Here is a 26,366-nt window from a genome sequence, read left to right on the forward strand (position 1 = left end):
AATCTTGTGTAAACAATGTGTGCCAATCAACCCCATAAAGGGATATACACCCCCCTACTTACGAGGCTTTTTTTAGCACATTAAAAAAATACCAACAGTATTGCAGTCGCCAAAGCCAAAACCAGCATAATTAAAAAGAAACCACCGATACGTGACTTTGTTTCTTCTTCCCTGACATTGCTTTCTGCTTTGTTGCGTAGTTTTTCGATGTGTTTCTCTAAAGGCAAACCTTCCAGTTTCCCTTTATAGGCTGCAACTCCACCTTTCACATTAATCAATGGGATCAGCATGTCTATATTCGCTCTCGCGACCAAAGCATTTTGTGTGGGTGAAAAATAATCCACATGCTTCTTCTCTACACGCTTTAAAATATCATCTCGACATGTCTCGTGCATGGCCTCATAACTTTCTTTGAGCATTTCCCGATTGCGCTTTAAGGATAGCTGTAACTCGTTTAAAGAAGCAGCTGATGCAGGCTTCATCACCCTTACCAGATAGTCATCTCCTTTAATATTGAGTTTAAAGCTTCCTGCTGGCGTTATGCTGGATTCATAATCATGCTCATCACTCATGAAAGATTCCCACAGGTTTCACTAATTAAAGGATAAGCATCGCCATCGAGTCTCACTGCTGTCAATTGCCGACCCCAGACACACCCTGTATCCAAAGAGGTAACATTATCATCATGGTAATATCCTAAACTTGACCAATGTCCGAAAATTATACGTAAAGGAATCTGTTTTCTACCTTTCCATAAGAACCACGGAACTTGCTTGGTGGAACCAGGTTTTGTCATTTTAGGGACACCATTCAATTTTAAATCCAGAGAACCATCTTTCACATTGCAATATCTCATTCGCATAAAGGCGTTCAGAATATATCTGTGACGCTCATACGATTGTAGATCTTCACTCCACAAATTGGGTTTATTGCCATAAACCTGCCTGAGCCACTCCTTGGTGTCATCCCCACGCAACGGCACTTGAATCTCTTTGGCATATTTTTTGGCTTCTTTTAGTGTCCATTGAGGCGATATTCCGGCATGCGCCATGCAAACGCCCAGCTTTTTATCCACATGAAACACTTTTTGATGCCTTAACCACTCAATCAATTCTTCACGATGCTTAGATTTTAGGAATTTTTTTAAGCTTGGACTTTTAGGAAGAACGCCATAATGCATAGCGATAAGGCTAATATCATGGTTTCCTAAAACTGTCAGTGAAGCATCTCCCAGACCTTTAATGAATCTCACGGTTTTTAATGATTTTGTGCCGCGATTAACCAAATCACCGACAAACCAGAGTTGGTCGTTTTCAGGAGAAAACTGTATTTTTTCTAGTAGGCGTTGCAATGAATCATAACAGCCTTGCACATCCCCAATTGCGTAAATCGCCATCTTTTCATCAACACTACAGTTAAAGTTTAATTTTACCTTTTTTATTTCAAAAATCACACCCAGCAAACGAAAACCTTTACTGAAATTGGGCGGCTCTCCCTTTCAAATCAATTATAGGTTATTATTCTGCGCTCTAAAAAAAGCTAAACAATGAGGAAACCATGAAACTGATAACCGCTATTATCAAACCCTTCAAGCTTGACGATGTTCGAGAAGCCCTGTCAGAAATTGGCATTCACGGCTTAACCGTCACAGAAGTCAAAGGTTTTGGCCGCCAAAAAGGCCATACAGAACTTTACCGTGGTGCAGAATACGTTGTCGATTTTTTACCCAAAGTAAAAATTGAGACTGCCGTTCCTGCAAACTTATTAGATCAAGCCATAGAAGCAATCATCAAGGCCGCAAACACGGGTAAAATTGGCGATGGCAAAATTTTCATACAAAACATAGAACAAGCAATACGAATCAGAACGGGTGAAACTGGCCCAGAGGCACTTTAACTATGGGCTGTCATTCGAAAAGCGTAAACGCACCTCTATCTATCAAATTTTTTTTTAAACTCCTTTCTTTACTCCTTCTCAGTTTTCCTTTTTTAGCTCAGGCTGATGAATTAAACGGATCCAACACAGCATGGATTCTCACCGCTACAGCACTGGTTTTATTTATGACACTGCCAGGACTAGCTTTGTTTTACGGAGGCCTGGTCGGCAAGAAAAATGTGTTATCAATACTCATGCAATGTTTCGCCATTGCGGGTATCGCCAGTATCCTTTGGCTAATCGTTGGTTACAGTATTGCTTTTGATGAAGGTAATCCGTACTTCGGCGGTATGGGCAAATTCTTATTCAACGGCATCACCGAAAGCTCATTAGCTGGAGATATTCCTGAGTCATTATTCGCATTGTTTCAGATGACCTTTGCCATTATCACTCCGGCTTTAATCATCGGCGGATTTGCAGAACGCACTAAGTTCTCGGCTGTTCTATTATTTTCTGCACTGTGGATTGTCTTGGTTTACGCACCAGTAACGCATTGGGTTTGGGGCGGTGGATGGCTTCAGCAAATGGGTCTACTCGATTTTGCTGGTGGTACCGTGGTTCACGTTACAGCGGGTGTTGCCGCATTGGTCGCAGCCATTATGATTGGCCCCCGAAGGCAATTTGGCAAATCAGCCACAACACCACACAATATGACAATGACCGTTACCGGCGCAGGCATGTTATGGGTTGGCTGGTTTGGCTTTAATGGTGGTAGTGCATTAGCCGCTAATGGTGACGCCGCAATGGCAATGCTAGTGACGCATATCTCTGCCGCTACCGGAGCAATCACCTGGATGTTTTACGAGTGGATCAAGTTCGGCAAACCAACAGCTCTAGGCACTGTTACAGGAATGGTCGCAGGCTTGGGAACGATTACACCCGCTTCTGGATACGTTGGCCCTGCTGGCGCTTTAGTGATGGGTTTTGTTGCTGGCGTCGTCTGTTTCAACGCGGTTATTATCATCAAACAAAAATGGAAAATTGATGATTCACTAGACGTTTTCCCAGTTCACGGTGTCGGCGGAATTATCGGCACGCTAATGGCTGCTGTTTTTGCGTCGACTGAAATAGGTATTTTCAGTGGTCAGGGTTTCAGCAAAGAGAGCATTACTTCAATCGGTGAGCAATTTGGTGTTCAAGCGATTGGTGTCGCTTCTACCTTTATCTACACAGCGATCGTTACCTACATACTATTCAAAATCGTTAGTCTGATGACCAATGGTTTACGCGTCGATCAAGATCAGGAAACACAAGGTCTGGATATCATCGATCATGAAGAACGTGGTTACGAACTTTAATCGTTATGCTTAGAGCAGCATAAAAAAAACCGCTGTAAGTAGGGGGGTGGCTTAATAAAGTCACCCCCCTACTTACAGGCACTTTTTCTAGTATCATGGGATTAACCAAACCCATAACTTAAGGATTTTTAATGAGTCAAAAGATGAAATCTGCATTCAACAGAATCCTTCTCATCGTCCTTATCACTTTCCTCTCTCAATTATCATCAGCCTGCAGCACAGTTCAGTATTACGCTCAGGGCGCAAAAGGCCATTTAGCGTTAATGAGCCAACGCAAACCCGTCAAACAAGTGCTTGTCGATAAAAAAGTCTCTGACAAACGCAAGCAACAACTTAAAGAAGTTCTGGAGATTCGCCAGTTCGCATACGACAGACTGAAACTCCCACAAAATAACAGCTACACAAGTTATGTCGAACTTAAGAGAAAAGCGGTTAGCTGGAATGTCATCGCAAACCCTAAATATTCGATGAGCCCAGTACAGACATGCTTTCCTTTTGTGGGTTGTGTGAGTTATCTGGTTTATTTCTCCCCCAAAGCCGCCAAGCGAGAAGCAGAAAAACAAAAGAAACTCGGACGCGATACTCACATTATCGAATCACCTGCTTATTCGACGCTGGGTGTTTTCGATGACCCGATTCTGAGCACCATGCTCAGCAGAAGTAGCAGCTCGACTGCGGAAGTGATATTCCACGAATTAGCACATCAACGTCTGTATCGAAAAAATAATTCCGCATTTAACGAAGCCTTTGCCAGCGCAGTTGGACAGGAAGGAACGCGATTGTGGCTAAAGGAAAAACACCCGGAGAAACTGGAACAATACGAACAACATCTTAAAAAACGCTGGGCATTTTTCAATTTGCTGATTAACACCAGTAGCGAGTTGAAAGCGTGGTATTCGCACAACTATGAAGAGGCAGTTACCGAGAAAGGCAAACGGCGAATCTATCAACAACTTAATGAAAAATATGCGCGCTTAAAACAAAGCTGGGGAGGCGATAAACGCTTCGACAAATGGTTTACACAATCACCTGTCAATAATGCCAAACTCTCAGCAATTGGGGTTTACTACAAACAAGTACCAGAATTTTCACGGCAGTTAAAAGCATTTAATTACGACTTTGGAAAATTCTACAAATACTATGAGAAACAAGAAGAGCATTAAAAAGTATCGGTAAAAAGCACCAGTAAAAAAACGCCTGTAAGTAGGGGGGTGGCTTAATTAAAAACCACGATTCAAACTAGGACGTTTGCTCCAAACGATCCCCCACACGAATCACTCCCTGTTGCTGGTGAATCACGTTCATCCCAAAAAACACCTTATTATTCCACTTACGGTATTTTGATAATGTCGCAATCGGCTCCTGCCCTACCCGCTTACCAAGATCAGGATCGACCATAGGCATTGGGCAACGGCTACAAGGTTTTACGCCCTTCATCGGCACGCCAGCAATTGAAAAACTGCTTAAATCGTCTTCGGCATAAGCATCACAACCGGCGATAACGACATTGGGGCGAAAGCGGCGCATATCTACGTCTTTATCGAGCCTTTGATTTAAATCGGACAATGATTCTTGAGAGATAAACAGCATCGGAAATCCATCTGCGAAACCTGTTTGTTCACCCTCTTCTGCAAACTCCAGATCACATTGGCGCATCACGTCATCGGCAATATAGACAAGATGGCAATCGACGCCCAAACAATCGCTTAACCATGCATCGGCTTCAGCACCGACTTTCTGCACTTGAAGTTCATCACCCCAGATAAGCACATCCATTTTTTCTGAATCATCATCTGTGTTTGCAACAATATGAGAACCTTTGCCTTCCATGCTTAAGGTTAATTGAGCATTCTCCTGACTGGCATCTATATCCGTTTTAATCAATGCCATTTGCGGAATGGTTCTTTGTGAGAGAAATTTACCGTCAGGCGATACCAGCATCCAGCGTCGATCATATTTCAAGCCCATATTATCTATTTTAGATTCTTTCAGCCCTATACCAGCTAATGATTTAACCGGGTAAATTATTAAACGGGTTACCTTCACTTCACTTGTCATTTGTTGTTTACGCCATGATTGTTTTCACATAAATTCGGAGTGAGTTACCGATTGAATATTAGGATTTACTAATATATAATTTTCGAGTATTTACTCACGTTGGTCTTCTCAGCAAGACTTAACTCCATAATAGCAACTGGAAGAAATCATGGCTCAGGAAATTACTATTATTGGTGCTGGTTTTGCCGCACTTACTGCAATCAGAGAAATTCGTAAAAGCGATCAAGACATCAAGATTACGCTGATCGCCCCCAAAGCCGAGTTTATTTTCTTACCCAGCCTGATCTGGATTCCTTCCGGGCAAAGAACTGGCGATGATTTACGCATTAATCTTGATGCTTTTTTCAAGAAGCACAACATCCACTTTTTTGCGGGAAGCGTTACGGCTATTCAAGATGGCGGACGCACTGTAATTACCGATAACGGTGAGATTAAAAACGATGCCTTGATCATTGCAAGCGGTGGGCGTTTTATCAAAAAACTACCGGGTATCGAGCACGCAATAACCATTTGCGAAGGCATTGAAGCCGCAGAAAAAATGCGCGATAAAATCAAAGCCATGGATGGCGGCACCATTACACTTGGTTTTGGTGGCAACCCTAAAGAGCCCTCTGCGATGCGTGGCGGTCCCATGTTTGAATTGCTATTTGGGTTAGACACACAATTACGTCAGGAAGGTCGTCGCGATAAATTCAAGTTGGTATTTTTCAGTCCTGCGCCAAAACCTGGCGCGCGTTTAGGGGAAAATGCAGTAAAAGGCATTCTCAAGCAAATGGAAACCCGCGGTATCGAAACGCATCTTGGGCATAAAATGAAACACTTTACTGAAAATAAAGTCACCACTGAAGGGGGTGAAATTGATACTGATCTGATTATTTTCATGCCGGGCATGACAGGACCTTCGTTTGCCGCCAACACGGAAATGCCGTTAAGCCCGGGCGGTCTAATCCAATCGAATATGAATTGCGAAGTGGAAGGTTTCGAACATTGTTATGTGGCTGGAGACGCAGGTAGCTTCCCTGGCCCAGACTGGAAACCAAAGCAGGCGCACATGGCTGATTTACAAGCAGAAGCTGCCGCTAAAAACTTATTAGATGGCCTCAAGGGTAAAGCTGCAACTCACACATTCAAATACGAACTGGCTTGCATCATCGACTCCAATGACAAAGGCACACTGGCATTTCGAAATGAAAAACGCACTATCACTATTCCTCCCTGTCGTTTGTTACACTACGTTAAAAAAGGCTTCGAGTGGAATTATCTGCGCACATACCGCAACCCATAAGTCTTAAAATAGATTAGAAAATATCTCGGTGATTATGCTATGTTATCCACGGATTTTTGAGGAGATATAATAGTTTGTTTAAATTCGCTGCTGACCGCATACCCATTACCGTCATTCTTTTATTGACCCTATTAGACTTTGTTGTTTTCCTCAATACGGAAAGTATCTGGATCTTCTCTATTTATCTTGCGGTTATGATTCTTCCTAAAGCCTGTATTAGTGCGTGGAACCATCATCATCAGCATGCTCAGGTTTTTAAGCACAAAGCGCTGAATAGAATTCTCGAAATTTTCTATGCCCTACATACTGGCATAACCACTAATTTATGGGTGTTGCACCATAATATGGGGCACCACCGCAATTTTCTTGACCAAACAAAAGACCAAAGTCGCTGGAAAAGAAAAGACGGTAGCACCATGAATCGTTTGGAGTACACTTTAAGCGTTGCACTAACCGCTTACCCACGCGGTTATAAGGTCGGCAAACAGTACCCAAAAATGCAAAAAGAATTCTTAGTCTACACTGGCGTAACCATCGCGATACTGATCGGATTAACCATCTACAGCCCGTTAAGTGCTCTATTTGTGTTTATTTTCCCGATGGTGATCAGCCTGCTTTACACGGCTTATGCGACCTCAAAGCATCACCGTGGATTAGATACCTCTGATCAATTTGCAGCGTCTTACAATAATACCTCTAAGCTCTATAACTGGCTCACTGGAAATCTTGGTTACCATACCGCGCACCATTATAAGCACGGAATTCACTGGTCTAAATTACCTGAATTACACGAGCAAATTAAAGCGAAGATTCCTGACTACTGCTACGAAAAGCCGTTTTGGAAAAAAAGCAGTTAACTGGAATAGATACTCCCTATGTTTAGCCAACCACCCGTAACCTATATCGAACCGGTTTTTCGCCCGCCCAGCGAAGGGCGCTCACTGATCTTACAAGTGACGAATGGCTGTAGCTGGAATAACTGTACATTTTGTGAAATGTACACCGCGCCACAAAAGAAATTTGCACCCAAATCCGAAGACAAAGTCTTAGAAGAAATCAAACGCTGTGGCCAACAACTTGGGCAGATTCGCCGTGTTTTTCTTGGTGATGGTGATGCTATGGCATTATCGGTTCGCCGCCTTAAAACCATACTGGAAGCAATCAAAGAACACTTACCTTCGGTAACTCGTGTATCGGCCTATTGCCTGCCTAGAAACATAAAACGAAAGACCGTTGAAGAACTCCAGGAACTACGCGACCTAGGCTTATCGCTGATTTATATCGGCGCCGAATCTGGCGATGACGAAGTGCTTGAAAAGATCAATAAGGGTGAAACATTCGAATCGACGAAAGATGCCATACTCAAAGCCAAAGCCGCGAATATCAAATCATCAGTAATGATCATCAATGGCATGGGTGGTAAAGAATATTCGAAGCAACACGCGATTAGATCAGCAGAATTGGTCAATGCGACACAGCCCGATTATGTAGCAACGCTGGTGCTCTTTTTCAGCCATGGTAAAGAAAAAGTAGAAGCGGGTTTTGGCGGAACATTCACTCCGTTAAATACCGCAGAGCTTTGCGAAGAAATGCGTACATTTATCGAGCATACGCAGCTAGAAAAATCCATTTTCCGCAGTGACCATGTTTCGAATCATCTGGTTTTAAAAGGCGTGCTGGGTAAAGACAAACAGAACATGCTGGATGATATCGATGATGCTATTCAACACTTTAAAGCACACCCTGAAATCCAGCATCAAGTGACTAGCTTTTAGCGTTTAAAATATCCCTTATTTTCTGCAGATTTTCTTTACCAGCAGAACCTTGCTTTTCTGATAAATCAGCGCTTATTTCCCCAAGTAATTTATAGATTTCACCTGCCGAGGTATTCCAGTCATTGACTGCCTGTAACTGCTTTGAAACAACTTGATAATCGCCACGAGCAATCGGTCCTGTTAAAGCATTGGCAGTCCCCATCGCAAAAATATTATCGGCCGTGCCTTTGACAATCGGCTCGAGAATTTTCATCGCCATTTCTCGGTCGACACCACTTTGAGCAAACGCATGGATGCTTAACTCCTGCAATGCGACCAGATAATTACAAGCGATCACACTCGCTGCGTGATAAATGAGTTTATTCTTGCCGTCCTCTCCTGCGTCGATATCAAAGCAAACGCCATCAATGACTTCTACCCATTTTTTTAAAACCGTAACTGCTTGCTCATCCCCTTCAAACCCACAATACGTGTTTGCAAAGCTTTTAATCGCTTCTTTTGGGCTAGAAAAGCTTTTCACAGGGTGAAGGCTAGCGGTAACTACCCCCCCCCACTTTGGGGCACTTTTTTCAGCGTTAATTATCGAAGCGGGTTTCGAGCCGCTGCAATGGAAGACAATATTTCCAGCTTTAACCACTCCGGTTTCTGCGAGCTGATTGATACAGTGTTCCAATTGATCATCGCCACAGCCGATTAAAAACACATCCGCTGCTTGCAAGCCAGACAACGAATCTAGCGGATTCCCTGCGCCAATGAATGCCACCGAGTCATGTGCACTTTGTTGAGATTGATTGACCACATCACAAATCTCAACCACCGCGGCGTTATGCCACAGATAGCCCAGTGTTTTAGCCACATTGCCACAGCCGATAATACTCAGTTTCAGTTTTGTCATGCGATCAACCATTGATAGAAATTGTCCGAGACCAGAAGTATCACATACTCGATCTAAACTCAGCATATTTTCTCTAATTTTCATGCTTATTTGACTTTACTAGACGGTCGGTCTATAAATACAACATGACTACTAAATCTGACTCAAAAGTAAGCACCAAAAAGCGCGGAAGACCAGCCAAAGGCGGACTTGGCTTTGACGATACTCGTGAAGCATTAATTCGTTGTGGCATGGAATTACTCACCGAACAAGGCTTTAACAGTACCGGATTAGATCAAATCCTGAAGAAAGTTAATGTACCCAAAGGCTCCTTTTATCACTACTTTGAAAACAAAGAAGCTTATGGCTATGTGGTGCTTGAAGAATATTCGCAATTCTTTATCCACAAACTCAAAAAGCATTTGCTGAATGAAGAGCTACCTGCGCTAGAACGTCTAAAAGCGTTTGTCGACGATGCGATAAAAGGTGTTGAACGTTACGATTTTAAGCGTGGCTGTCTGGTGGGTAACCTCACTCTGGAACTGGGATCATCACACGAGCAATTCAGAGAGAAACTCAACAAGGCATTCAATAACTGGAAGTCACTGATTGCCGATTGCCTCGAACTGGCAAAAACCGAAGGCACACTGGCAAAGACAGCAGATTGCGATGAATTAGCGGATTTCTTCTGGATCAGCTGGGAAGGTGCAGTCATGCGCGCCAAACTCACTCAAGACAAACTACCGATGGAGCTGTTTTCACAGCAATTCTTTAAGCTCCTTCCGTAGCCAAAGCAACTAAGCAAGAAAAAAGAAGCTAAGAAACAAACAAGTAAATTACTATTTATATTGGAGAACAAAGATGTCCTTTAACGCCCTATTAATCAACAGAAGCGAAGACAAGAAAGTTAGCGCTAGCTTAGAAACAATCGATGAATCACAACTACCTGAAGATGGTGATGTGATTGTTGATATCGATTACTCAACGCTCAACTACAAAGATGGATTAGCAATTACTGGCGCAGCCCCAGTTGTCAGAAAATACCCAATGGTTCCTGGCATCGATTTCGCTGGTACCGTTTCTGAAAGCTCAAACTCCAACTGGAAAACAGGCGACAAAGTTATTCTTAATGGCTGGGGCGTTGGCGAAGGACATTGGGGCGGACTCGCTCAAAAAGCCAAGGTAAAGGGTGAATGGCTCATCGCCAAGCCAGAACGTTTAAATTCGTATCAGGCAATGGCAATCGGCACCGCAGGTTATACGGCAATGCTATGTGTTATGGCACTGCAAAAACATGACGTGAAGCCAGAAGACGGCGAGATCCTAGTGACTGGAGCAAATGGTGGCGTGGGCAGTTTTGCCATCGCGATTCTTTCTGCTTATGGCTATGATGTTGTTGCTTCAACAGGCCGCCCAGAAGAAATGGATTACCTCACTGAACTAGGTGCAAAATCAAGCATCAATCGCTCTGAGTTATCAGAGCCAGGCAAACCACTGGATAAAGAACGCTGGGCAGGTGTTGTCGATGCAGTCGGCAGTCACACACTAGCTAACGCGTGTGCTCAAACCAAATACGGCGGAACTGTAGCGGCTTGCGGACTTGCCCAAGGCTTTGATTTACCGGCAACAGTCATGCCATTTATTTTGCGTGGCGTCACGCTTGCTGGTGTTGATAGCGTAAATGCACCACTTGCAAAACGTCAGGAAGCCTGGGATAAAATTGCAGAAATACTCTCGCCGGAAGTTTATGAGAAAGTCGTGAAAAAAATCGCTCTATCTGAAGCAATCGATGTTGCTGGTCAGTTACTGGAAGGAAAAGTACGTGGACGTGTGGTTGTTGATGTGAACGCATAAAACATCCATTTGGTATTTAAAAAGCCCATCTTATTAGATGGGCTTTTTTGTTACTGGAGATGAATCACACTAAAAAAGTGCCTGTAAGTGGGGAGGTGGCTTTACCCAATACTAATCACAACTGCCTAGAATGGTTTTTAAACCATTTGTATCTTCAATCCATAATTCAGTGGCACTACTTCCAATGACATGTGCCGGAATACGAGGTGAACTCGGGTCGAATGTTGTAACTTGAGTGCCTGCTGCCGTTCCATCCGTTTGGTAAAATCTTGTGGCATCTGTTTTATCAAGGAAGTAAGCAATATTCCCATCGTTTAATAAATTATCGACATAACTCGGCGCTAGAAAACCTAGTCTTGAATTATCTATCAATAACTCATGTTTACCTGTTGATGGCTTGTAAGACCAATTAAGACCAAGCACTCTATAAATGATGTAATCATTTGTACTCGCCAATTCCGTCAAACCATAACTAAATCGTTTAATCAAAACAGGGCTGGTATTTTCCTGATTGAGAGCGACTTTCCATATCCCACTATCATCGATGTAATATAAGTCGTTTTTGTAAAAGGTCATTGATCGAGAAGCAACTTCACCAGCCGGTGAGCCGTAAAAATCAATATCATCTAATAACACACGAGTCGACTGCCCATCGTATTTTAGAACCGTAAATTTAGGGTCAGTCGGGGTTGAAGATTTATTTTTGTAAAGTGTGTACCAGTTGCCTTTGTATTCCCTTGCGTCGATAGAACCTGCATTTATATTTGCTAAATGGACAATGTAATCATCATTCGCTTCAAATAACTCAGTTGTACCTGCTGCGCTGCCATCTGTACCCCATAGGCTGCCACAAAACGAAACAATACTGACTTCATTCACCTGCACCTGAGGTTCGCCAGGAGTGTTATTGATCAAGATATATTGACTTAAATTACTCTCGGGAATGACCGAAGTCGTATTCCAGTCTGCATCACGATACACAAAACCTAAATTAATTGAATCACCCAGGTTCTCCAGCGAACTTTTTGGGATCGCCATTTCTATGATGGTATTTTGTCGAGAAAAGATAATATCGGCAACGTGATAATCCCATGACCAATAACTATCGTTGGATTTTGATTTACTCAGGTCTCTATTTTCAACCATATAATCTGCACCACCCTGATTCCAAACAGACCCGGAGAACTGGAAACCGGTTGCAGAGTTATTATCAACATCGAGAAAAAGCTGTGTATATCGATCCGACGCACTGCCATCAATCATCACATACAGGTTTTCATAACTATCAGTAACTTTGATCGTGCCATTGCTAGTTTCAGCGAATACATTGATATCCTGCCAATCACTTATCGAACCATCAATCGCAATGCCACTCGCTGTTTCTAGTAACACAATAACCGTTCTGGACACTTCTGCCTGATTGCCTGCCTGATCAGTCACTTTATAGACAATGCTATAGGTGCCAGTTTGTGATGTATCAACATTTGACGTGGCTAAAATACTGTTCGTTAAATTGCCATCAATATTGTCCGTAGCGGTAGCTCCCGGATCATTGAAAACAGTGTCTTTCTGTACTTTAAAGGTACTCGCACCATTTAATGAAATCACTGGCGCTGTCGTATCGACTGGTGGCGTTACATCGATACTGTACTGAGCCATAAGGCTTGAACCCGGCCATATAGAAAGCACGTTCCAATTTTCATCTCTAATCACAAAACCGACTCTAATTTGAGGCGTTAACCCTGTTAACAGGTTCTGATTGATAACTGCCGAGATTGATGAAGAAGTTTTTGTATATTCAATATCACCTACGTCGACATTCCATGTCCAGGCACTATCAAACTGGCCATTTTTTTCAAACAAGAGTCCGTCTTCTATGACATAGTCAGCGCCGGTATCATCCCAAAGCGTCGAATCAAATCGAAAGCCTGTATCGGGATTATTGTCCGTATTCAGAAAGAATTGAAAATGCTTGTCATCTGAAATTTCATCACTCGTATGTGTAATAGTCAGAAAGCCATTACTACTCGTTACCGTAGGTGCGGAAAACTCTGATCTAGCCAGCATATCAACCGTCTGGAGGTTGCTCTGGGTAATGATTTTAGGTTGAGATACAACCGTTGAATTGTTTGTGTTTGAGCTTTGATTAGTCGAACCTCCACCCCCACAAGCGGAGAGAGACAGCCCCGCGATTAGAATAAGAAAAAGTGTAACGTTAGGCATGGGTTTGATCATTTGTTTCATCCTTAAGGATTTATATGAAAGGTATTTGATGGATGCTAACCATTACTTACGTTGTATACATGCATGAGGTGAATGAATGGTAGAGGGTGTCATATCAATGGAAATACGCTCTTTCTAAACTACTTATAGAAACACGAGCCCAGATCGACTAGATAAACAATCTCTAAAAAAGTGCCTGTAAGTGGAGGGGTGCCTTTATATTTAGATAGATAACTTCTGATTGAGGAAAATCTGGTAATACATAGCCCACTCGAAATGAGTTCAAATTCGTACCATTCAATGAACTGAAACTAGGATAAACTGCACACAGAATTTCTAGTCGATTCTTTATTCTTGCCTCTGTTTTATAGGCTTATTAAAAAGGCTTAGCATTAAAGGCTTGAGAATCCACTAATAGACCAGATAATTGATCCACCACATTTGTACCCATTCTCAAAATTAAAATAGAATAATTATGAAAACATTTAATTGTAGCTGCAAAGATAACCAGATTTTATTTTTTGAAAGCAGTAGTTGTATTGCTTGCCACAGAACGGTTGGCATTGATGACAATTTTGAGAAAGTTGAGCCTTTTAATCTAAACAAGGAAACAGGCTTTTACTACAAGGATGGAAAGCCGGAGGTTCGCTATCAAAAATGCGATAACCACGCTGAATACAAAGTGTGTAATGGCATGGTTAATATGGAAACCTTTGAACCCGATGAAGAAAACGAAGACGAGGTACTATGTTTCGCTTGTCGCTTTAATGAAACCATCCCGGACTTAACCGTTGTTGAGCACATTCCACTGTGGAAGAAAATGGAAACAGCTAAACGCCGCGCCTTGTATACGCTTAAAGAGTTTTGCCTGCCTTTGCACAATACTCATGAAGACCCAGATAATGGCTTAAGTTTTGACTTCACCACTGACCGCGATGTAAAAGATCATTTTGCGACTAAATTAGAAGATTCAGAAACGGTATTTACCGGCCATGATTGCGGCCATATTACGATCAATCTTGCTGAAGCGAATGAGGTTGCACGATCTCACACCAAACTGGCTATGGGCGAACAATATCGCACTTTGCTAGGGCATTTCCGCCATGAACTAGGGCATTACTACTTCAATATATTGATTTTAGGGTTCCCTAAAAAACACGCTTTGTGTAAAGAATATTTTGGTGACGATGAGCTGGATTATCAGGCAGCGCTGGATAGACATTACAAGGAAGGCTCGCCAAAAGACTGGAGCAAAGAATTCATCAGCGAATATGCCACGATGCACCCCTATGAAGATTGGGCGGAAACCTGGGCGCACTATATGCATATTATGGATACCCTGGAGACGGCGAAAAACTTTTCCATCACTGGCTCAACATCAGCAAATAAAGAAGAGACCGAAGAGGTTGAAGATTTAAATTTACCTCAGGACGAATACTTCTTTTCTGCGCAAACATCGATTAAGAGTATTCTGGACACATGGATAGATTTTTCGGTGATTCTCAATTCATTGAATCGCAGCATGGGGATGAATGACGCTTATCCGTTTGTGCTAACAGAGCCAGTCCGCACAAAATTATCCTTTATTCATCACGCTATTCACGATCGTTTGGATCAAATGCCGTCAAAACCGAAATATAAAGCAAAAAATAAGCATAAGAAGTGTAAGCACTAAATCCGCTAGGTTTCGCTTTATTTACGCTTTATTTCCGCTTGATTGCAGATTTGACAAAAAAGTGCCCCAAAGGTGGGGGGTGGCTTTTTATAGCCTGATCAGTATCTGCTAACACTGAGACCATTGTCGAATCGAGTTATGATATACGCCGCTGAGCCTACGCACCTCAGCATCGTCAGCCCCTCTATCCATGGTTAATACCTGAATAGACTGATCCAATTCAAACAAGATTTCACGTTGCTGACTGTTTTTGACTAAACTCTGCACCCATAAAAAAGCACTTATGCGGCTGCCTTTTGTTACAGGCTTAACCTCGTGCAGGCTGGTTGAAGGGTAAACAATTAGATCCCCTGCATTCAGCTTGACTTCCTGAGCGCCATATTGCGTTTCAATCATCAGCTCCCCGCCTTCGTATTCATCAGGGTCAGTCAGAAAAAGCGTGGCTGAAATATCTGTTCGAATCGTTTCCTGATTTGGTGTTGTCATGATCGAGCTATCAACATGCAGACCATAACTTCCATTGTTTTGATAACGATTAAACTTAGGCGGATAAAACTTAAACGGCAGGGTTGCAGAAACAAAGGTCGGATGAGTTTGCAGACGTTGTAATAGTGTATTGCTTAAGGATTGGGTGATCTCGTTGCTATCATCCAGTTGTTGATTCGACTTTACAAAAGACGCCTGACTGCCAGCACTTAATTTGCCATCTTGCCAAGGCGCGTTATCGATATGCGCTCGAAACTGTTTTACTTCTTCCTGAGTTAGCACTTCTGCAATAGGTAATAACATCGTGTATGACTTTTAAGTTTAGTTTATATAGATTGTTTTGAATAAAGAGTATCTTGCGTAATCTGATCGATCGTCGCACAGCCCATCAACGCCATGGTAACTTCAAACTCTTCAATTAACAGCTTGAGAATATGTGCCACACCCAATGCGCCAGCAATTGATAAGCCATATAACTGCGGGCGACCAATTAAGACGCTGTCTGCACCCAAGGCTAAAGCTTTGAAAATATCTGAACCGCGCCTGATTCCACTGTCAAATAACAGCGTAAAATCATCACCAACAGCCTCTCGAATATCGGCAAGCACGTCAATTGCGGCAGGCACGCTATCAAGCGTTCGACCGCCATGGTTAGATACCACAATGCCTGCAACACCCAGCTCTTTTGCTATTTTTGCGTCTTCACTATGCGTGATGCCTTTTAAGATAACGGGTAAGTGAGTTTGAGATTGTATCCATTGAATATCTCGCCAGGTCGGGGCATCGCGCATTATTCCATTTAAGATTATGCTCTGATCTGCTTCAATACTCTTAAGCGGTGGACGTTGATAGTTAACCAGATTCGCTTCCATGCCAGCAGGTAAAGTAAACCCCGCACGCTGCACCCTATTTCTAAGTCCATTTATTGCGGCATCTACTGTCACAACGATAGCACCATAACCTGCATTTTCAGCACGCTGAATTAGTGACAAAGTGGCGTCTCGGGACTCCTGAAAGTACAATTGAAACCACTTTTCGCCTTGCAAAGCATCAGCGACATCTTCCATTGGAACCGACGATAAAGTGCTGCCGATAAAGCCAAGGTCTAAAACATTAGCGGCTTCGGCAGTGGCAATCTCTCCTTTAGGATGTACTAACTTTTGATGCGCTACCGGCGCAAGCATAATCGGGTATTTAACCTTTTTGCCCAATACTTCGGTACGTGTAGAAGCGGCAGAAAAATCAGCAAGCACGCGCCTGTTTAACAAAATGCTATCGAAGGCATTTCGATTGTTCTTAAGGCTAATATCATCCGCCGAGCCACCTGCAATATATTCATAGACAGGATGCGGAATAAAATCCGCAAACAAGCTTTCATAGTCTTGAACGCTGACGAGATTAGCTGGGATGGATTCTAATTTTTTCTTCACTTTAATTTTTTATTTCATGTTTGTTTAAAAGGTCATTATCCCACATACCAAAAAACAGAAGACCAGTTAAAAAACCAGCCTTCTGTTCGGGGTTAAACTTTTTAAAAAATAAGACTAGCGATTAAAATTCATAATCGAAAGTCAGTGTTGCATTACGCGCATCGCCTTTATACAACAAAGCGCCACTACGGTAACCGGCAGTGTAATAATCTTCATCAAGAAGGTTATTCACATTTAAACGCAGACCCATGTTCTTGTTGATGTTGTATCGAGCAAAGGCATTAACAACTGTTGAACTAGGTATTACATATGATGAGTCAGTTCCTGTATCCGGCTGACCAGCTATCATTTTACCTGTGTATTTAACGCCACCACCCAAGGTTAGCTTTGGTGTTGTCTTATGCGCCACTTGTAAAAATAAGCTTTTTTCAGCAAAGTTAGCTAATGCCAAGCCTTCACTGTCTGGGTTAACGCCAGATTTCAGCACTTCTGAATTCATCACTGCCGCACCAAATTGCGTACTTAATTTTTCAGTGATGTTTCCTACTGCTGATACCTCAATACCTGTCACACGGTTTTCACCATCATTGAATAAGCTTTCACCTGCGTCATAGTCAGATTCACTCGCACTTTCCATAACATTCGTTTTGGTTATTTCAAATGCTGACGCTGTGAGTAACAATTTGTCATCCATCACATTCCATTTAGTGCCCAACTCTATGTTGTGGGTGTTTTCTGGCTCACTGTTTTTGATAGAGTTGATTGAGCTACACACACCGCCATAACCACAACCTGATGTATCTGACTCACCACCATTGATGTTACTAGAGGTACTAAAGGTTAAGTAAGCATTGCCCTTATCGTTAAAATTATAGACCGCACCAATGTGCCCATTGAATAAGGTATCTGAATACGAATAACGATCTGGATCTGTTGCGCCACGACCTAGCAAATCATTTCTATAATCAAAGTCATCAACACGAGCACCTAAGAATATTGACCATTTGTCATTAAAGGTAATGGTGTCCATCAATGACAGTGACAATGTTTCTACCGAATAATCAGTGTCGTATGATCCTTTTGTAACGTCTCTATCTAAAAACCCACCAATATTATCAACAACACTTCCATCTGCGTTGGTTAAACAATAACTGTCAGAAGCGCCACCTCTACCATTTGTTACACAATTGCTGACGCCATTGTTAGTGAGATTGTACGTACCATTTTTTACATTCATGTCTGAATATTCAAAACCAACGACAAATTGATGTTTTGTGTTACCTAATTCTTTATCAATATACAAATTGGTTTGATTCACTAAATAATCAACATCCTGCCAACCCTGATGTGAACTTAGTGTAATTGTGTCTGCGCCTGGCGCCGCTGGATCAGAATCGGCACGGTTTGTTCCACGGGCACTGGTTGTTACATAGCCATTATCTGTCTCACCGTAACGCAGAGTGTTTTTAAGACGTACATCGGCAGTAAAGTCATAGCTGGTACCAAACGTCAATGTCTTTACTTCAGAATTTAAGAAATCACTGTCTTGAACATAAACGGGGATATCATCATTAGGCTTGCCAGTCACAGAATCTAAATAGCTACCCATATCTGGCGTATCTTCTGCCTTGAGGTAATAAAAATCTGTGGTGAAATTAAGCTTTTTAGTGGCACGGAAAGCACCAGATAAAGCAACACCTGTACGCTCTTTATCTGCAGGCGAACGATCCGGGATATCTTTACCTGAATATAATAAATTAGCGCGAACAGCGACATCATCATTCACCTTTTTATTACTGTCTAAGGTGATACGTTTATAAGCATCTGTACCAAGACCTACCTGAAGCTCGTTGAAGTTATATTCTGTGCTTGCCTGCTTGGTTACGCTGTTAATAGCGCCACCGGTTGAACCACGACCCGCAAACGTAGAGCTTGGGCCTTTGGTGATTTCAATTTGCTCTGTGGCAAAGCTTTCACGAGTTGTCATGCCAGGATCACGCACACCATCAACAAACACATCACTGCGTGCTTCATGACCACGAATAATATATCGGTCACCGAATGCATTACCGTTTTCACCCGTACCTAGCGTGATTCCAGGCTGAGCTTCTAAAATATCTCTTAAGTCGGAAAGTCCAGAATCTTCGATTTGTGTTTGCGTAAGTACCGTAATATTTTGTGGTGTATCAGCCAAGTCTTTTACATGACGGTCATCACCAGAAATTCTTGCTTTGTAAGGCGCGCCAACTTCTTCATAAGGATTTTCACGCTGATCTTTTTCTTCAACCTGAATCACTTCTAATTCGTCAACACTCTCTGCAGCTGTTGCAGATGAAGCGCTCATTAAAACAGCCGCTGCTGTTGCAGTTAGCATAATGGCGCTATTAGAAGGAGTAATGATAGGACTTCTCAGACTTAAGGCAGTCTGCTTTTTGATATTTTTTTTCATAGTTACGGGGCTCTAAAACAATAGTCAAAATATTAGTAAAAATGTTTGCCTAATAATTTCTTGCCCGTTATGAAAAGCGTTTAGAAACGTTGGGTAATACATGGTAATGACAATCATTATCATTTGAATAATGATCTAAGTCAACTATTGATCTTCAAAAAGATGCTAATAAAAAGTTAACCTTAGAAAATATGAGAATCAGTACATCCACTGAAACAGTGATTTAACGCCAACGGCCTTTATCCATGGCTTGAACAGCTTGCGCATTAAATCTTCCCAGACTGGATAAATTCAACGCATCCGTTTTAAATTTACCCCATTTTTGCAAACGAGTATCTGCAGGTACACCGGGCTTGACGGGATATTCTCCATTTACCGTTGAATACCAACCCTGAACGACATCCTCGAGCATGTATTCCAAGAGTTTAATGGCATTGGCTTTATGTTTTGCAGCTGCAGTTACACCTGCTCCGCTGATATTGATATGCGCTCCGCGATCATTCTGGTTCGGCCAGAAAATACCCACTTGTTCCGCCGCACCTTTTTGACGCTTATCCCCACCAAATAACATCTGCGCATAATAATAGGTATTGGCTATGGCTATATCACAGGCTCCTGATGCAACTGCTTTAATCTGATCCCGATCGCCTCCTTGTGGTTTTCTAGAGAAATTACTCACAAGCCCCTTCACCCATTTTTCTGCAAAAGGCATACCTTTGGCTGCAATCATTGAAGCCACTAAAGATTGATTGTAAATGCTGTCTGATGAACGCACACAAATACGCCCTTTCCATTTAGGATCCGCCAAATCTTCATAAGTTGATAATTGATTAGGGTTGATGGTGCTCTTTTTATAAAAAATCACACGTGATCTATAGGTCAGACCAAACCAGGTATTTTCAGGGTCGCGTAAATTCGCAGGAATACTACGAAACAGAATGGAAGACTTGACCGGCTGAAGAATTTTCGCTTGTTTCGCACGTGACAGCCTTCCTGCATCTGCAGTAAGCAGTATATCAGCCTGTGTATTCGGACCTTCACGCCTTATTCTTTCAATCAACGCATCATCTTTACCAGTAATCAGATTGACCTTAATCCCGGTGTCTTTAGTAAACGCTTTTAAAACAGGCTGTATCAGTTGAGACTGTCTTGAAGAATAAATATTTACAACATTTTCATTGTTCGCAGAAACCTGACCTGCTGCTAATACAAAAAACAAAATCACCAAAACACGCATACTACTGCCTTTACCTTTTCACCAGATCGATCAGTGTGGAATTGATCACACTACTTCGATAAAATTTAAAAAATTCACCTTAATATATTGCAAATGATAATCATTCTCTTCTAAAATACAAGTTTTTCTTGTTATGGTTTACGAAAATGATCGAGTTTCTTAAAGTTAATCTGGATTATGGTATTTTTGGAATACTAGGTCTGATGAGTGTCATCATTGTATGGTTTGCACTCGAACGCTGGATTTACTACACCCGTGTTAAAACGCACACCTTTGATATCGAAGAAGATCTACAGATATCCTTAACGCGCGGCCTTACCACCATCTCCTCTATTGGCGTAAATGCTCCTTATATCGGATTATTAGGCACAGTACTCGGCATTTTAATCACATTTAACGACTTGGGCAAAGGCGGAGAGATCGACACCAGCGCAATCATGCTTGGCTTATCACTCGCATTAAAAGCGACTGCTGGCGGCTTGTTAGTAGCCATCCCTGCGATCATGATTTACAACGCCTTATTAAGAAAAGTAGATATCATTACCACGCGCTGGAAAAAAGAAAATCACCAACAATCTTCTTTAGTGGATAGCTCCAGAGCAAACATTACTGGAGAGGCAAATAATGCGTCGGTTTGAATCCATTAATGTCATTCCATTTATCGATATTATGTTGGTACTTCTTGCTATTGTCCTAACCACCGCAACGTTTGTGGTGTCTAGTAAATTGAATATTGATGTTCCAAAGTCTTCAACAAATGAAGTGGTAAATGACGATAAAGTGATCGAAATAGCCATCGATAAAGATTCGATTATGTATTTTGATGACGTCGAAATACCGTCTGAACAACTTGAAGACAAACTATCTGGCATCGATAAAATGACACCGATCAATCTGCGTGTTGATCACAGTGTTGAGTTTGGCCAGTTTGTTACCGTCATTGATACATTCAAAGAACTTGAGTTAGCCAAGTTCTCCATCATCACAAAACAGAAATAAGTCCCTTGTTTACCTTCCGCTCTATTATTGGCCTTGCCTTGTCACTTCTCGTTCACGGAGCAGCGGCAAGTTATTTCCTGTATCAGAAGACCCCACCGCCTCCTGCGGAGCCTGAAAGCATAAGCATGGAAATGACCATGTTTAAAACAGAGACTCCGACGCCACCTGTCGTTGAACCTGTCGTTGAACCTGTCGTTGAACCTGTCGTTGAACCTGTCGTTGAACCTGTCGTTGAACCTGTTGTTGAACCTGTTGCTGAACCTGTTGTTGAACCTGTTGTTGAACCTGTTGTTGAACCTGTTGTTGAGCCTGTTGTTGAGCCTGTTGTTGAGCCTGTTGTTGAGCCTGTCGTTGAGCCTGTTGTTGAGCCTGTTGTTGAGCCCGTTGTAGAAACGGTCAAACCAACCCCTGCTCCCCCAATTAAGAAAAAGATCATTAAAAAGGAAGTTAAGAAAAAGAAGATCGTTAAAAAGAAGGTTATCAAAAAGAAAGTCGTCAAAAAAAGACCGCCGCCAAAAAAGAAGCCCGTTGTTAAAAAGAAACCTGTGGTAAAGAAAAAGGTCGTTGTTCAAAAAAAGCCAGTCGCCCAAAAGAAACCACCGGTTCGCCAGGCAGTGAAAAAAGCGCCACCTAAAAAAGTGGTTCGCAAACCAACGCCACCGCGTCCGGCACAACAACAAGCTGTTAAACAGGCTACCAATCAACGCCCATCACAAGCTTCTGCATCAGCGAACCCTAACCTCGAGAAAAGCTATCAGAGAACAATTAGACTTAAGATTGAAAGAAAGAAAATATACCCAAGAAAGGCCAAAAGAAGACGCGACGAAGGTGTGGTAAAAGTCTCATTTACGATCAATAAAAATGGCAGTATTTCTAGCTTACGCATACATCAATCTTCAGGGGTAAAAAGACTGGATGAAGCGGCTTTGTCTGCAGTGAAAAAAGTAGGTCGCTTCCCACCTATTCCGGATGCTTTGAGGAAAAACTCTCTGAGCTATATCATACCTATCGCCTATCGACTTAGGTAAATCACTAGCCCATGAAGCAAATATTCAGCACCCTTTGACCCTTTGCCGTACCTATGATCAACAGATGAAATTTGCTTGAATCCAACATCAGAATTCATATTCATATTTCATATTCATATTTCATATTCAGAATATAGTTAAATAAAAAAGTGCCTATAAGTAGGGGGGTGCCCAAAGAAGTTTGAAGTACCCCTTATTCAGACGTAAATGATAGATTAGTTGATTCGATCTCAAGCAATTTACTATATGCGTCAATTCAAATATGGCTTTATTCCAATTCAGCTTGCGCTGGCAAACCCAGTGATAAAATAGCCGCCATCAGAATAAAAGCAGCGGAAATCCACAAGCAACCTACCAGACCATAGCTTTGATAAACCAAGCCCGACAATACTGTCCCTGCAAGGCGACCACCCGCATTTGCCATATAGTAAAAACCTACATTCATCGAAACTTTGTCGTTATCTGAATAAGCAAGAATCAGGTAAGAATGTACGGCAGAATTAATCGCAAACGCGACACCGAAAACCAACAGACCAATAACCACTATCCACGTTACATTGCTGAGATTATCCGCACTGGACGGAGAAAAAGATGAGCTCATTGCCAATGCTATTGCCGCTGGAATTGAAGCTAAAATTAATGCTAACCATAATGCTGTTCGACCAGTTGGATGATGCCCTTTTAATATCATCGGCGCACTTGCCTGAACAATACCATAACCAATCACCCACAGCGCCATGAAGCCACCGATTTTCATAAAGTCCCAATGCAGCACTTCATAGAAAAATACCGGCAAAGCGACAACAAACCAAACATCACGAGAACCAAACAGAAAGAATCGTGCCGCAGACAACCAGTTTATTGCGGCGATATTAGAGAATACCTGAGTAAATTTAGGCTTTGCTTTTGCTTTACCAATTTCATTCGGTAGCATTATCCAGGTGATGATTAAAATGATAAATAACCCACCCGCGAGTATTGCCAAAGCAACACGAAAACCGGCAATTTCAAGCAATAAAGCACCAAGAAAAAAGCCGACACCTTTGAGCGCATTTTTAGAGCCCGTTAAAATAGCGACCCATTTAAACAGCTTTGAATTTGTATCTGTACCCGAAGACACGAGTGTTTTCACGCTGGCTTTGGCCGACATTTTATTCAAATCTTTAGCGATGCCAGATAACGCCTGTGCTGCCATTACATAAGCTACGGATAACCAGGCGTCGGGCACTGTCAGCATCAGCAACGCTACGACTTGCATTGCCATACCAAGATGCATCGTGACATTTAACCCTAGGCGAGCGGCCATCCAGCCACCAACCAGATTGGTGACAATGCCAAAGAACTCATAAAACAAAAATAGCATTGCCACTTCAAATGGCGAATAACCGAGCATGTGAAAGTACAACACCACCAACATGCGGATTGCGCCATCTGTTAGTGTAAACGCCCAGTACCCTGCCGTAACGACCAGATAGTTTTTAAGATCAGTATTCATGTTATCTGTAATCTATAAGTACTTTTTTATAAATGACTCGCCACTTTATTCGCTATATCCATCATGCGATTCACATAGCCCCATTCATTGTCATACCAGATTAAAACTTTAAGCTGCGTGCCATCTATAACCATTGTCGAAGGCGCATCAACAATGCCAGAGCGCGGATCGTTTTTATAATCTACCGATACCAGCGGGCGTACTTCGTAGCCCAAAATACCTTTTAATTCACCTTCTGCCGCTTCTTTGAAATAGTCATTAACTTCTTCTGCAGTGACCGCGCGAGAAGCTTCTATAACGAGATCAGTCAATGATGCGTTTAACAAGGGAACGCGTACCGCCATTCCGTTCAACTTGCCTTCAAGTTCGGGGAAAATCTGAATAATGGCTTTTGCAGAACCTGAAGTCGTAGGGATTAACGACTCGCCGCAGGCACGCGCACGACGTAAGTCTTTATGGCCTTTATCGATAATGGTCTGCGTATTGGTTATATCGTGAATGGTCGTCATGGAGCCATGAACAATGCCCACTTTTTCATGCAAGACTTTAATCACTGGCGCGAGGCAGTTGGTGGTGCAGGAAGCTGCCGTGATTAAATCATGTTCATTCGGATCATATAAATCATCGTTAACACCATAAACAATATTCAGAGCGCCAGTAACGGGAGCAGCAACAATGACTTTTTTAACACCCTGATCAAAGTACGCTTGTAATTGCTCTACTGTTTTAAACTTACCCGTCGCCTCAATGACAATCTCACACCCTGACCAATCGGTATCCGCGATCGCCTGATTGGAGCTATAAGCAATGGTTGATTCATTAATACTTATGCTCCCAGTACCGCTACTATTGCATTCTGGCCCCCATATTCCATGTACCGAGTCGAACTTGAGCAAGTGTGCCGAGGTTGCAGCATCACAACTAATTTCGTTGATGTGAACAAAGTTAAAATTTAGATTTTCCCAGCCAGCACGAAGACCAAGACGCCCCATTCTGCCAAAACCATTAATTCCGATGCTTGTTGTCATAGTATTACTCCGTCAATAATGCATATAAAAGTGATACATAGTATATTCGCCAAAACAGATATATGCATTAACATATATACTATTGTCATAAAAATTTAATAATCGCGACTATTTACGTCAAGAGTTGCAGCTCTTTACACTATTCTTATCTCACTCTTTATTTAACTGAATGTTACACTCTTGCCACTATGATGACTTCACAGATTACTTCACAAATAACTCCGGAAGAATTTACCAAAGCGCTTTCTGACCCTACCCGTCTGCGCGTTTTAATGTTGCTGATTGAAGAAGACGAATTGTGTGTCTGCCAGTTAACAGAGGCACTGGATATGGTGCAACCGAAGATTTCACGACATCTTGCAGTATTACGAGAAAAGAAAATTTTGCTGGATAATCGCAAAGGACTCTGGATATTTTATCGACTGCATCCTGAAATGCCGACATGGTGTCATAAAACATTACTCGCCTTGTCTTCAGGCTGTTTTGATAACGAACCCTATAAAGCGGATTTAGCAAAAATCAAAAAGACGCTTTTACCCGATGGCGCTAGTGTTTGCATTTAGAGGCAGAGAAAGAAGAAGCACCTGACTCGTCATAAATGTAACTTGTTAAAAAAACTCGCCCAAAGTAGGGGGGTGGCTTTACCCTAATTAATACAGACTAAAACGTACGAATACACAAATATAAGGAGCGGATTTTATGAAGAATCTGGATGACTTCATCAACGCTAGCGTAGCTGCTGCACATTCTGCAAAGCCACTAGAGGCGTTGACAGAATTACTGGAAAAGACTGTAAGTAAGCCAGATTGGTTTGCTGAGATTCTGCCAGTAACAGATGACGACGAAATACTGCTGCATGCGTCAAACGAGCTGACCATCTATTCCATCAAACTAACGCCAGGTTTGCAGTTTCCGCCCCACTCACATGAAATGCCGGTAGTCATTGGTTTTTACGAAGGTTGTGAAACGAATCTGATCTACAAGAAACAGTCAAATGGTGAATTGCTACAAACTGAGCGCATTGATTTTGAAGCACCGTGTGTTGGGCAACTGGATACAGACGTCATTCACTCGATTACCAATTATGGGCAAGCGACTTCACGCGCGATTCACTATTATCTGGGGGATTTGATTAACCAACCCCGAAGCTTATGGAATCCTGAATCTAACGAAAGTATGCTGTTTGATAATTCAAAATATTTTGAATACGCAAAGCCTAATCTGGAATAAATGCCTG

At 42.2% G+C, this 26,366-nt stretch carries 25 protein-coding genes; 14 read left to right on the top strand and 11 right to left on the bottom strand.

Annotated elements, in window-relative coordinates:
- Window positions 1-80: 80 nt before the first annotated feature.
- Window positions 81-572, bottom strand: coding sequence for a hypothetical protein (locus OO007_RS02000; protein ID WP_131904360.1), 492 nt, complete (start codon window positions 570-572; stop codon window positions 81-83).
- Window positions 569-1,396 carry a symmetrical bis(5'-nucleosyl)-tetraphosphatase gene (locus OO007_RS02005; protein WP_131904361.1) on the bottom strand — a complete coding sequence of 276 codons (828 nt, stop codon included), beginning with the start codon at window positions 1,394-1,396 and terminating at the stop codon, window positions 569-571. The genes OO007_RS02000 and OO007_RS02005 overlap by 4 nt, the downstream gene beginning before the upstream one ends.
- Window positions 1,397-1,557: 161 nt before the next feature.
- On the opposite strand from OO007_RS02005, the gene OO007_RS02010 reads away from it, so the two are divergent.
- The 3 genes from OO007_RS02010 to OO007_RS02020 all read left to right on the top strand — a co-directional run bounded on the left by OO007_RS02010 (window position 1,558) and on the right by OO007_RS02020 (window position 4,396).
- Window positions 1,558-1,896 (top strand): P-II family nitrogen regulator, encoded by a 339-nt coding sequence (locus OO007_RS02010; RefSeq protein WP_131904362.1) that lies wholly within the window; start codon window positions 1,558-1,560, stop codon window positions 1,894-1,896.
- 2 nt (window positions 1,897-1,898) lie between these two features.
- A complete protein-coding gene (locus OO007_RS02015; RefSeq protein WP_131904363.1) occupies window positions 1,899-3,233 on the top strand; it encodes an ammonium transporter in 1,335 nt (444 codons plus the stop codon).
- A gap of 131 nt (window positions 3,234-3,364) precedes the next feature.
- The gene (locus OO007_RS02020; protein WP_325807540.1) at window positions 3,365-4,396 is read left to right on the top strand and encodes an aminopeptidase; all 1,032 of its coding nucleotides are present in this window, start codon (window positions 3,365-3,367) and stop codon (window positions 4,394-4,396) included.
- A gap of 76 nt (window positions 4,397-4,472) precedes the next feature.
- On the opposite strand, the gene OO007_RS02025 is transcribed toward OO007_RS02020, so the two are convergent.
- Window positions 4,473-5,291 (bottom strand): MOSC domain-containing protein, encoded by an 819-nt coding sequence (locus OO007_RS02025; protein ID WP_325807541.1) that lies wholly within the window; start codon window positions 5,289-5,291, stop codon window positions 4,473-4,475.
- 148 nt (window positions 5,292-5,439) lie between these two features.
- Between OO007_RS02025 and OO007_RS02030 the strand changes: the two genes are divergently transcribed.
- From OO007_RS02030 to OO007_RS02040, 3 genes are all read left to right on the top strand, one after another.
- A complete protein-coding gene (locus OO007_RS02030) occupies window positions 5,440-6,576 on the top strand; it encodes an NAD(P)/FAD-dependent oxidoreductase (protein WP_325807542.1) in 1,137 nt (378 codons plus the stop codon).
- Window positions 6,577-6,650: 74 nt separating this feature from the next.
- Window positions 6,651-7,433 carry a fatty acid desaturase family protein gene (locus OO007_RS02035; RefSeq protein WP_207906928.1) on the top strand — a complete coding sequence of 261 codons (783 nt, stop codon included), beginning with the start codon at window positions 6,651-6,653 and terminating at the stop codon, window positions 7,431-7,433.
- Between the two features lie 18 nt (window positions 7,434-7,451).
- Window positions 7,452-8,351 (top strand): radical SAM protein, encoded by a 900-nt coding sequence (locus OO007_RS02040; RefSeq protein WP_325807543.1) that lies wholly within the window; start codon window positions 7,452-7,454, stop codon window positions 8,349-8,351.
- Here OO007_RS02040 and OO007_RS02045 read toward each other — a convergent pair.
- Window positions 8,341-9,330 (bottom strand): Rossmann-like and DUF2520 domain-containing protein, encoded by a 990-nt coding sequence (locus tag OO007_RS02045; RefSeq protein ID WP_325807544.1) that lies wholly within the window; start codon window positions 9,328-9,330, stop codon window positions 8,341-8,343. The genes OO007_RS02040 and OO007_RS02045 overlap by 11 nt on opposite strands.
- A 41-nt stretch (window positions 9,331-9,371) precedes the next feature.
- Here OO007_RS02045 and acuR point away from each other — a divergent pair, with 41 nt between their 5' ends.
- Entirely contained in the window at window positions 9,372-10,013 is a 642-nt protein-coding gene (acuR, locus tag OO007_RS02050; protein WP_325807545.1) for an acrylate utilization transcriptional regulator AcuR, read from the top strand.
- 73 nt (window positions 10,014-10,086) lie between these two features.
- The gene (gene acuI, locus OO007_RS02055) at window positions 10,087-11,079 is read left to right on the top strand and encodes an acrylyl-CoA reductase (NADPH) (protein WP_325807546.1); all 993 of its coding nucleotides are present in this window, start codon (window positions 10,087-10,089) and stop codon (window positions 11,077-11,079) included.
- 111 nt (window positions 11,080-11,190) lie between these two features.
- Here the strand turns inward: acuI and OO007_RS02060 are convergent, their stop codons facing one another.
- The gene (locus OO007_RS02060; protein WP_325807547.1) at window positions 11,191-13,314 is read right to left on the bottom strand and encodes a DUF5011 domain-containing protein; all 2,124 of its coding nucleotides are present in this window, start codon (window positions 13,312-13,314) and stop codon (window positions 11,191-11,193) included.
- 463 nt (window positions 13,315-13,777) lie between these two features.
- Here OO007_RS02060 and OO007_RS02065 point away from each other — a divergent pair, with 463 nt between their 5' ends.
- Window positions 13,778-14,977 (top strand): zinc-binding metallopeptidase family protein, encoded by a 1,200-nt coding sequence (locus OO007_RS02065; RefSeq protein ID WP_131904373.1) that lies wholly within the window; start codon window positions 13,778-13,780, stop codon window positions 14,975-14,977.
- A 108-nt stretch (window positions 14,978-15,085) separates the two neighbouring features.
- Here the strand turns inward: OO007_RS02065 and OO007_RS02070 are convergent, their stop codons facing one another.
- From OO007_RS02070 to OO007_RS02085, 4 genes are all read right to left on the bottom strand, one after another.
- Window positions 15,086-15,766, bottom strand: a complete 681-nt coding sequence (locus OO007_RS02070; RefSeq protein WP_325807548.1) for a Fe2+-dependent dioxygenase — start codon at window positions 15,764-15,766, stop codon at window positions 15,086-15,088.
- A 23-nt stretch (window positions 15,767-15,789) separates the two neighbouring features.
- Window positions 15,790-16,893 (bottom strand): alpha-hydroxy acid oxidase, encoded by a 1,104-nt coding sequence (locus tag OO007_RS02075; protein ID WP_325807549.1) that lies wholly within the window; start codon window positions 16,891-16,893, stop codon window positions 15,790-15,792.
- Between the two features lie 121 nt (window positions 16,894-17,014).
- Complete coding sequence (locus OO007_RS02080) at window positions 17,015-19,342, bottom strand: TonB-dependent receptor (RefSeq protein WP_325807550.1); 2,328 nt, start codon at window positions 19,340-19,342, stop codon at window positions 17,015-17,017.
- 223 nt (window positions 19,343-19,565) lie between these two features.
- Window positions 19,566-20,579 carry a Fe(3+) ABC transporter substrate-binding protein gene (locus OO007_RS02085; protein ID WP_325807551.1) on the bottom strand — a complete coding sequence of 338 codons (1,014 nt, stop codon included), beginning with the start codon at window positions 20,577-20,579 and terminating at the stop codon, window positions 19,566-19,568.
- 146 nt (window positions 20,580-20,725) lie between these two features.
- Here OO007_RS02085 and exbB point away from each other — a divergent pair, with 146 nt between their 5' ends.
- The 3 genes from exbB to OO007_RS02100 are packed head-to-tail and all read left to right on the top strand — an operon-like array spanning window position 20,726 to window position 22,606.
- Complete coding sequence (gene exbB / locus OO007_RS02090; protein ID WP_325807552.1) at window positions 20,726-21,217, top strand: TonB-system energizer ExbB; 492 nt, start codon at window positions 20,726-20,728, stop codon at window positions 21,215-21,217.
- Window positions 21,204-21,578, top strand: a complete 375-nt coding sequence (locus OO007_RS02095) for an ExbD/TolR family protein (protein WP_165874598.1) — start codon at window positions 21,204-21,206, stop codon at window positions 21,576-21,578. Before exbB ends, OO007_RS02095 begins: the two co-directional genes overlap by 14 nt.
- Window positions 21,579-21,616: 38 nt before the next feature.
- The gene (locus OO007_RS02100) at window positions 21,617-22,606 is read left to right on the top strand and encodes an energy transducer TonB (RefSeq protein WP_325807553.1); all 990 of its coding nucleotides are present in this window, start codon (window positions 21,617-21,619) and stop codon (window positions 22,604-22,606) included.
- Between the two features lie 268 nt (window positions 22,607-22,874).
- Here the strand turns inward: OO007_RS02100 and arsJ are convergent, their stop codons facing one another.
- The gene (arsJ, locus tag OO007_RS02105; RefSeq protein ID WP_325807554.1) at window positions 22,875-24,101 is read right to left on the bottom strand and encodes an organoarsenical effux MFS transporter ArsJ; all 1,227 of its coding nucleotides are present in this window, start codon (window positions 24,099-24,101) and stop codon (window positions 22,875-22,877) included.
- 26 nt (window positions 24,102-24,127) lie between these two features.
- Window positions 24,128-25,129, bottom strand: a complete 1,002-nt coding sequence (locus tag OO007_RS02110; protein ID WP_325807555.1) for an ArsJ-associated glyceraldehyde-3-phosphate dehydrogenase — start codon at window positions 25,127-25,129, stop codon at window positions 24,128-24,130.
- A 188-nt stretch (window positions 25,130-25,317) separates the two neighbouring features.
- On the opposite strand from OO007_RS02110, the gene OO007_RS02115 reads away from it, so the two are divergent.
- Together OO007_RS02115 and OO007_RS02120 are read left to right on the top strand one after the other, a co-directional pair.
- Entirely contained in the window at window positions 25,318-25,692 is a 375-nt protein-coding gene (locus tag OO007_RS02115; RefSeq protein ID WP_325807556.1) for a metalloregulator ArsR/SmtB family transcription factor, read from the top strand.
- Between the two features lie 136 nt (window positions 25,693-25,828).
- The gene (locus OO007_RS02120) at window positions 25,829-26,359 is read left to right on the top strand and encodes a hypothetical protein (RefSeq protein ID WP_325807557.1); all 531 of its coding nucleotides are present in this window, start codon (window positions 25,829-25,831) and stop codon (window positions 26,357-26,359) included.
- Window positions 26,360-26,366 lie beyond the last annotated feature (7 nt).

The organism is Cocleimonas sp. KMM 6892 (assembly GCF_035798195.1).
GTDB lineage: Bacteria > Pseudomonadota > Gammaproteobacteria > Thiotrichales > Thiotrichaceae > Cocleimonas > Cocleimonas flava.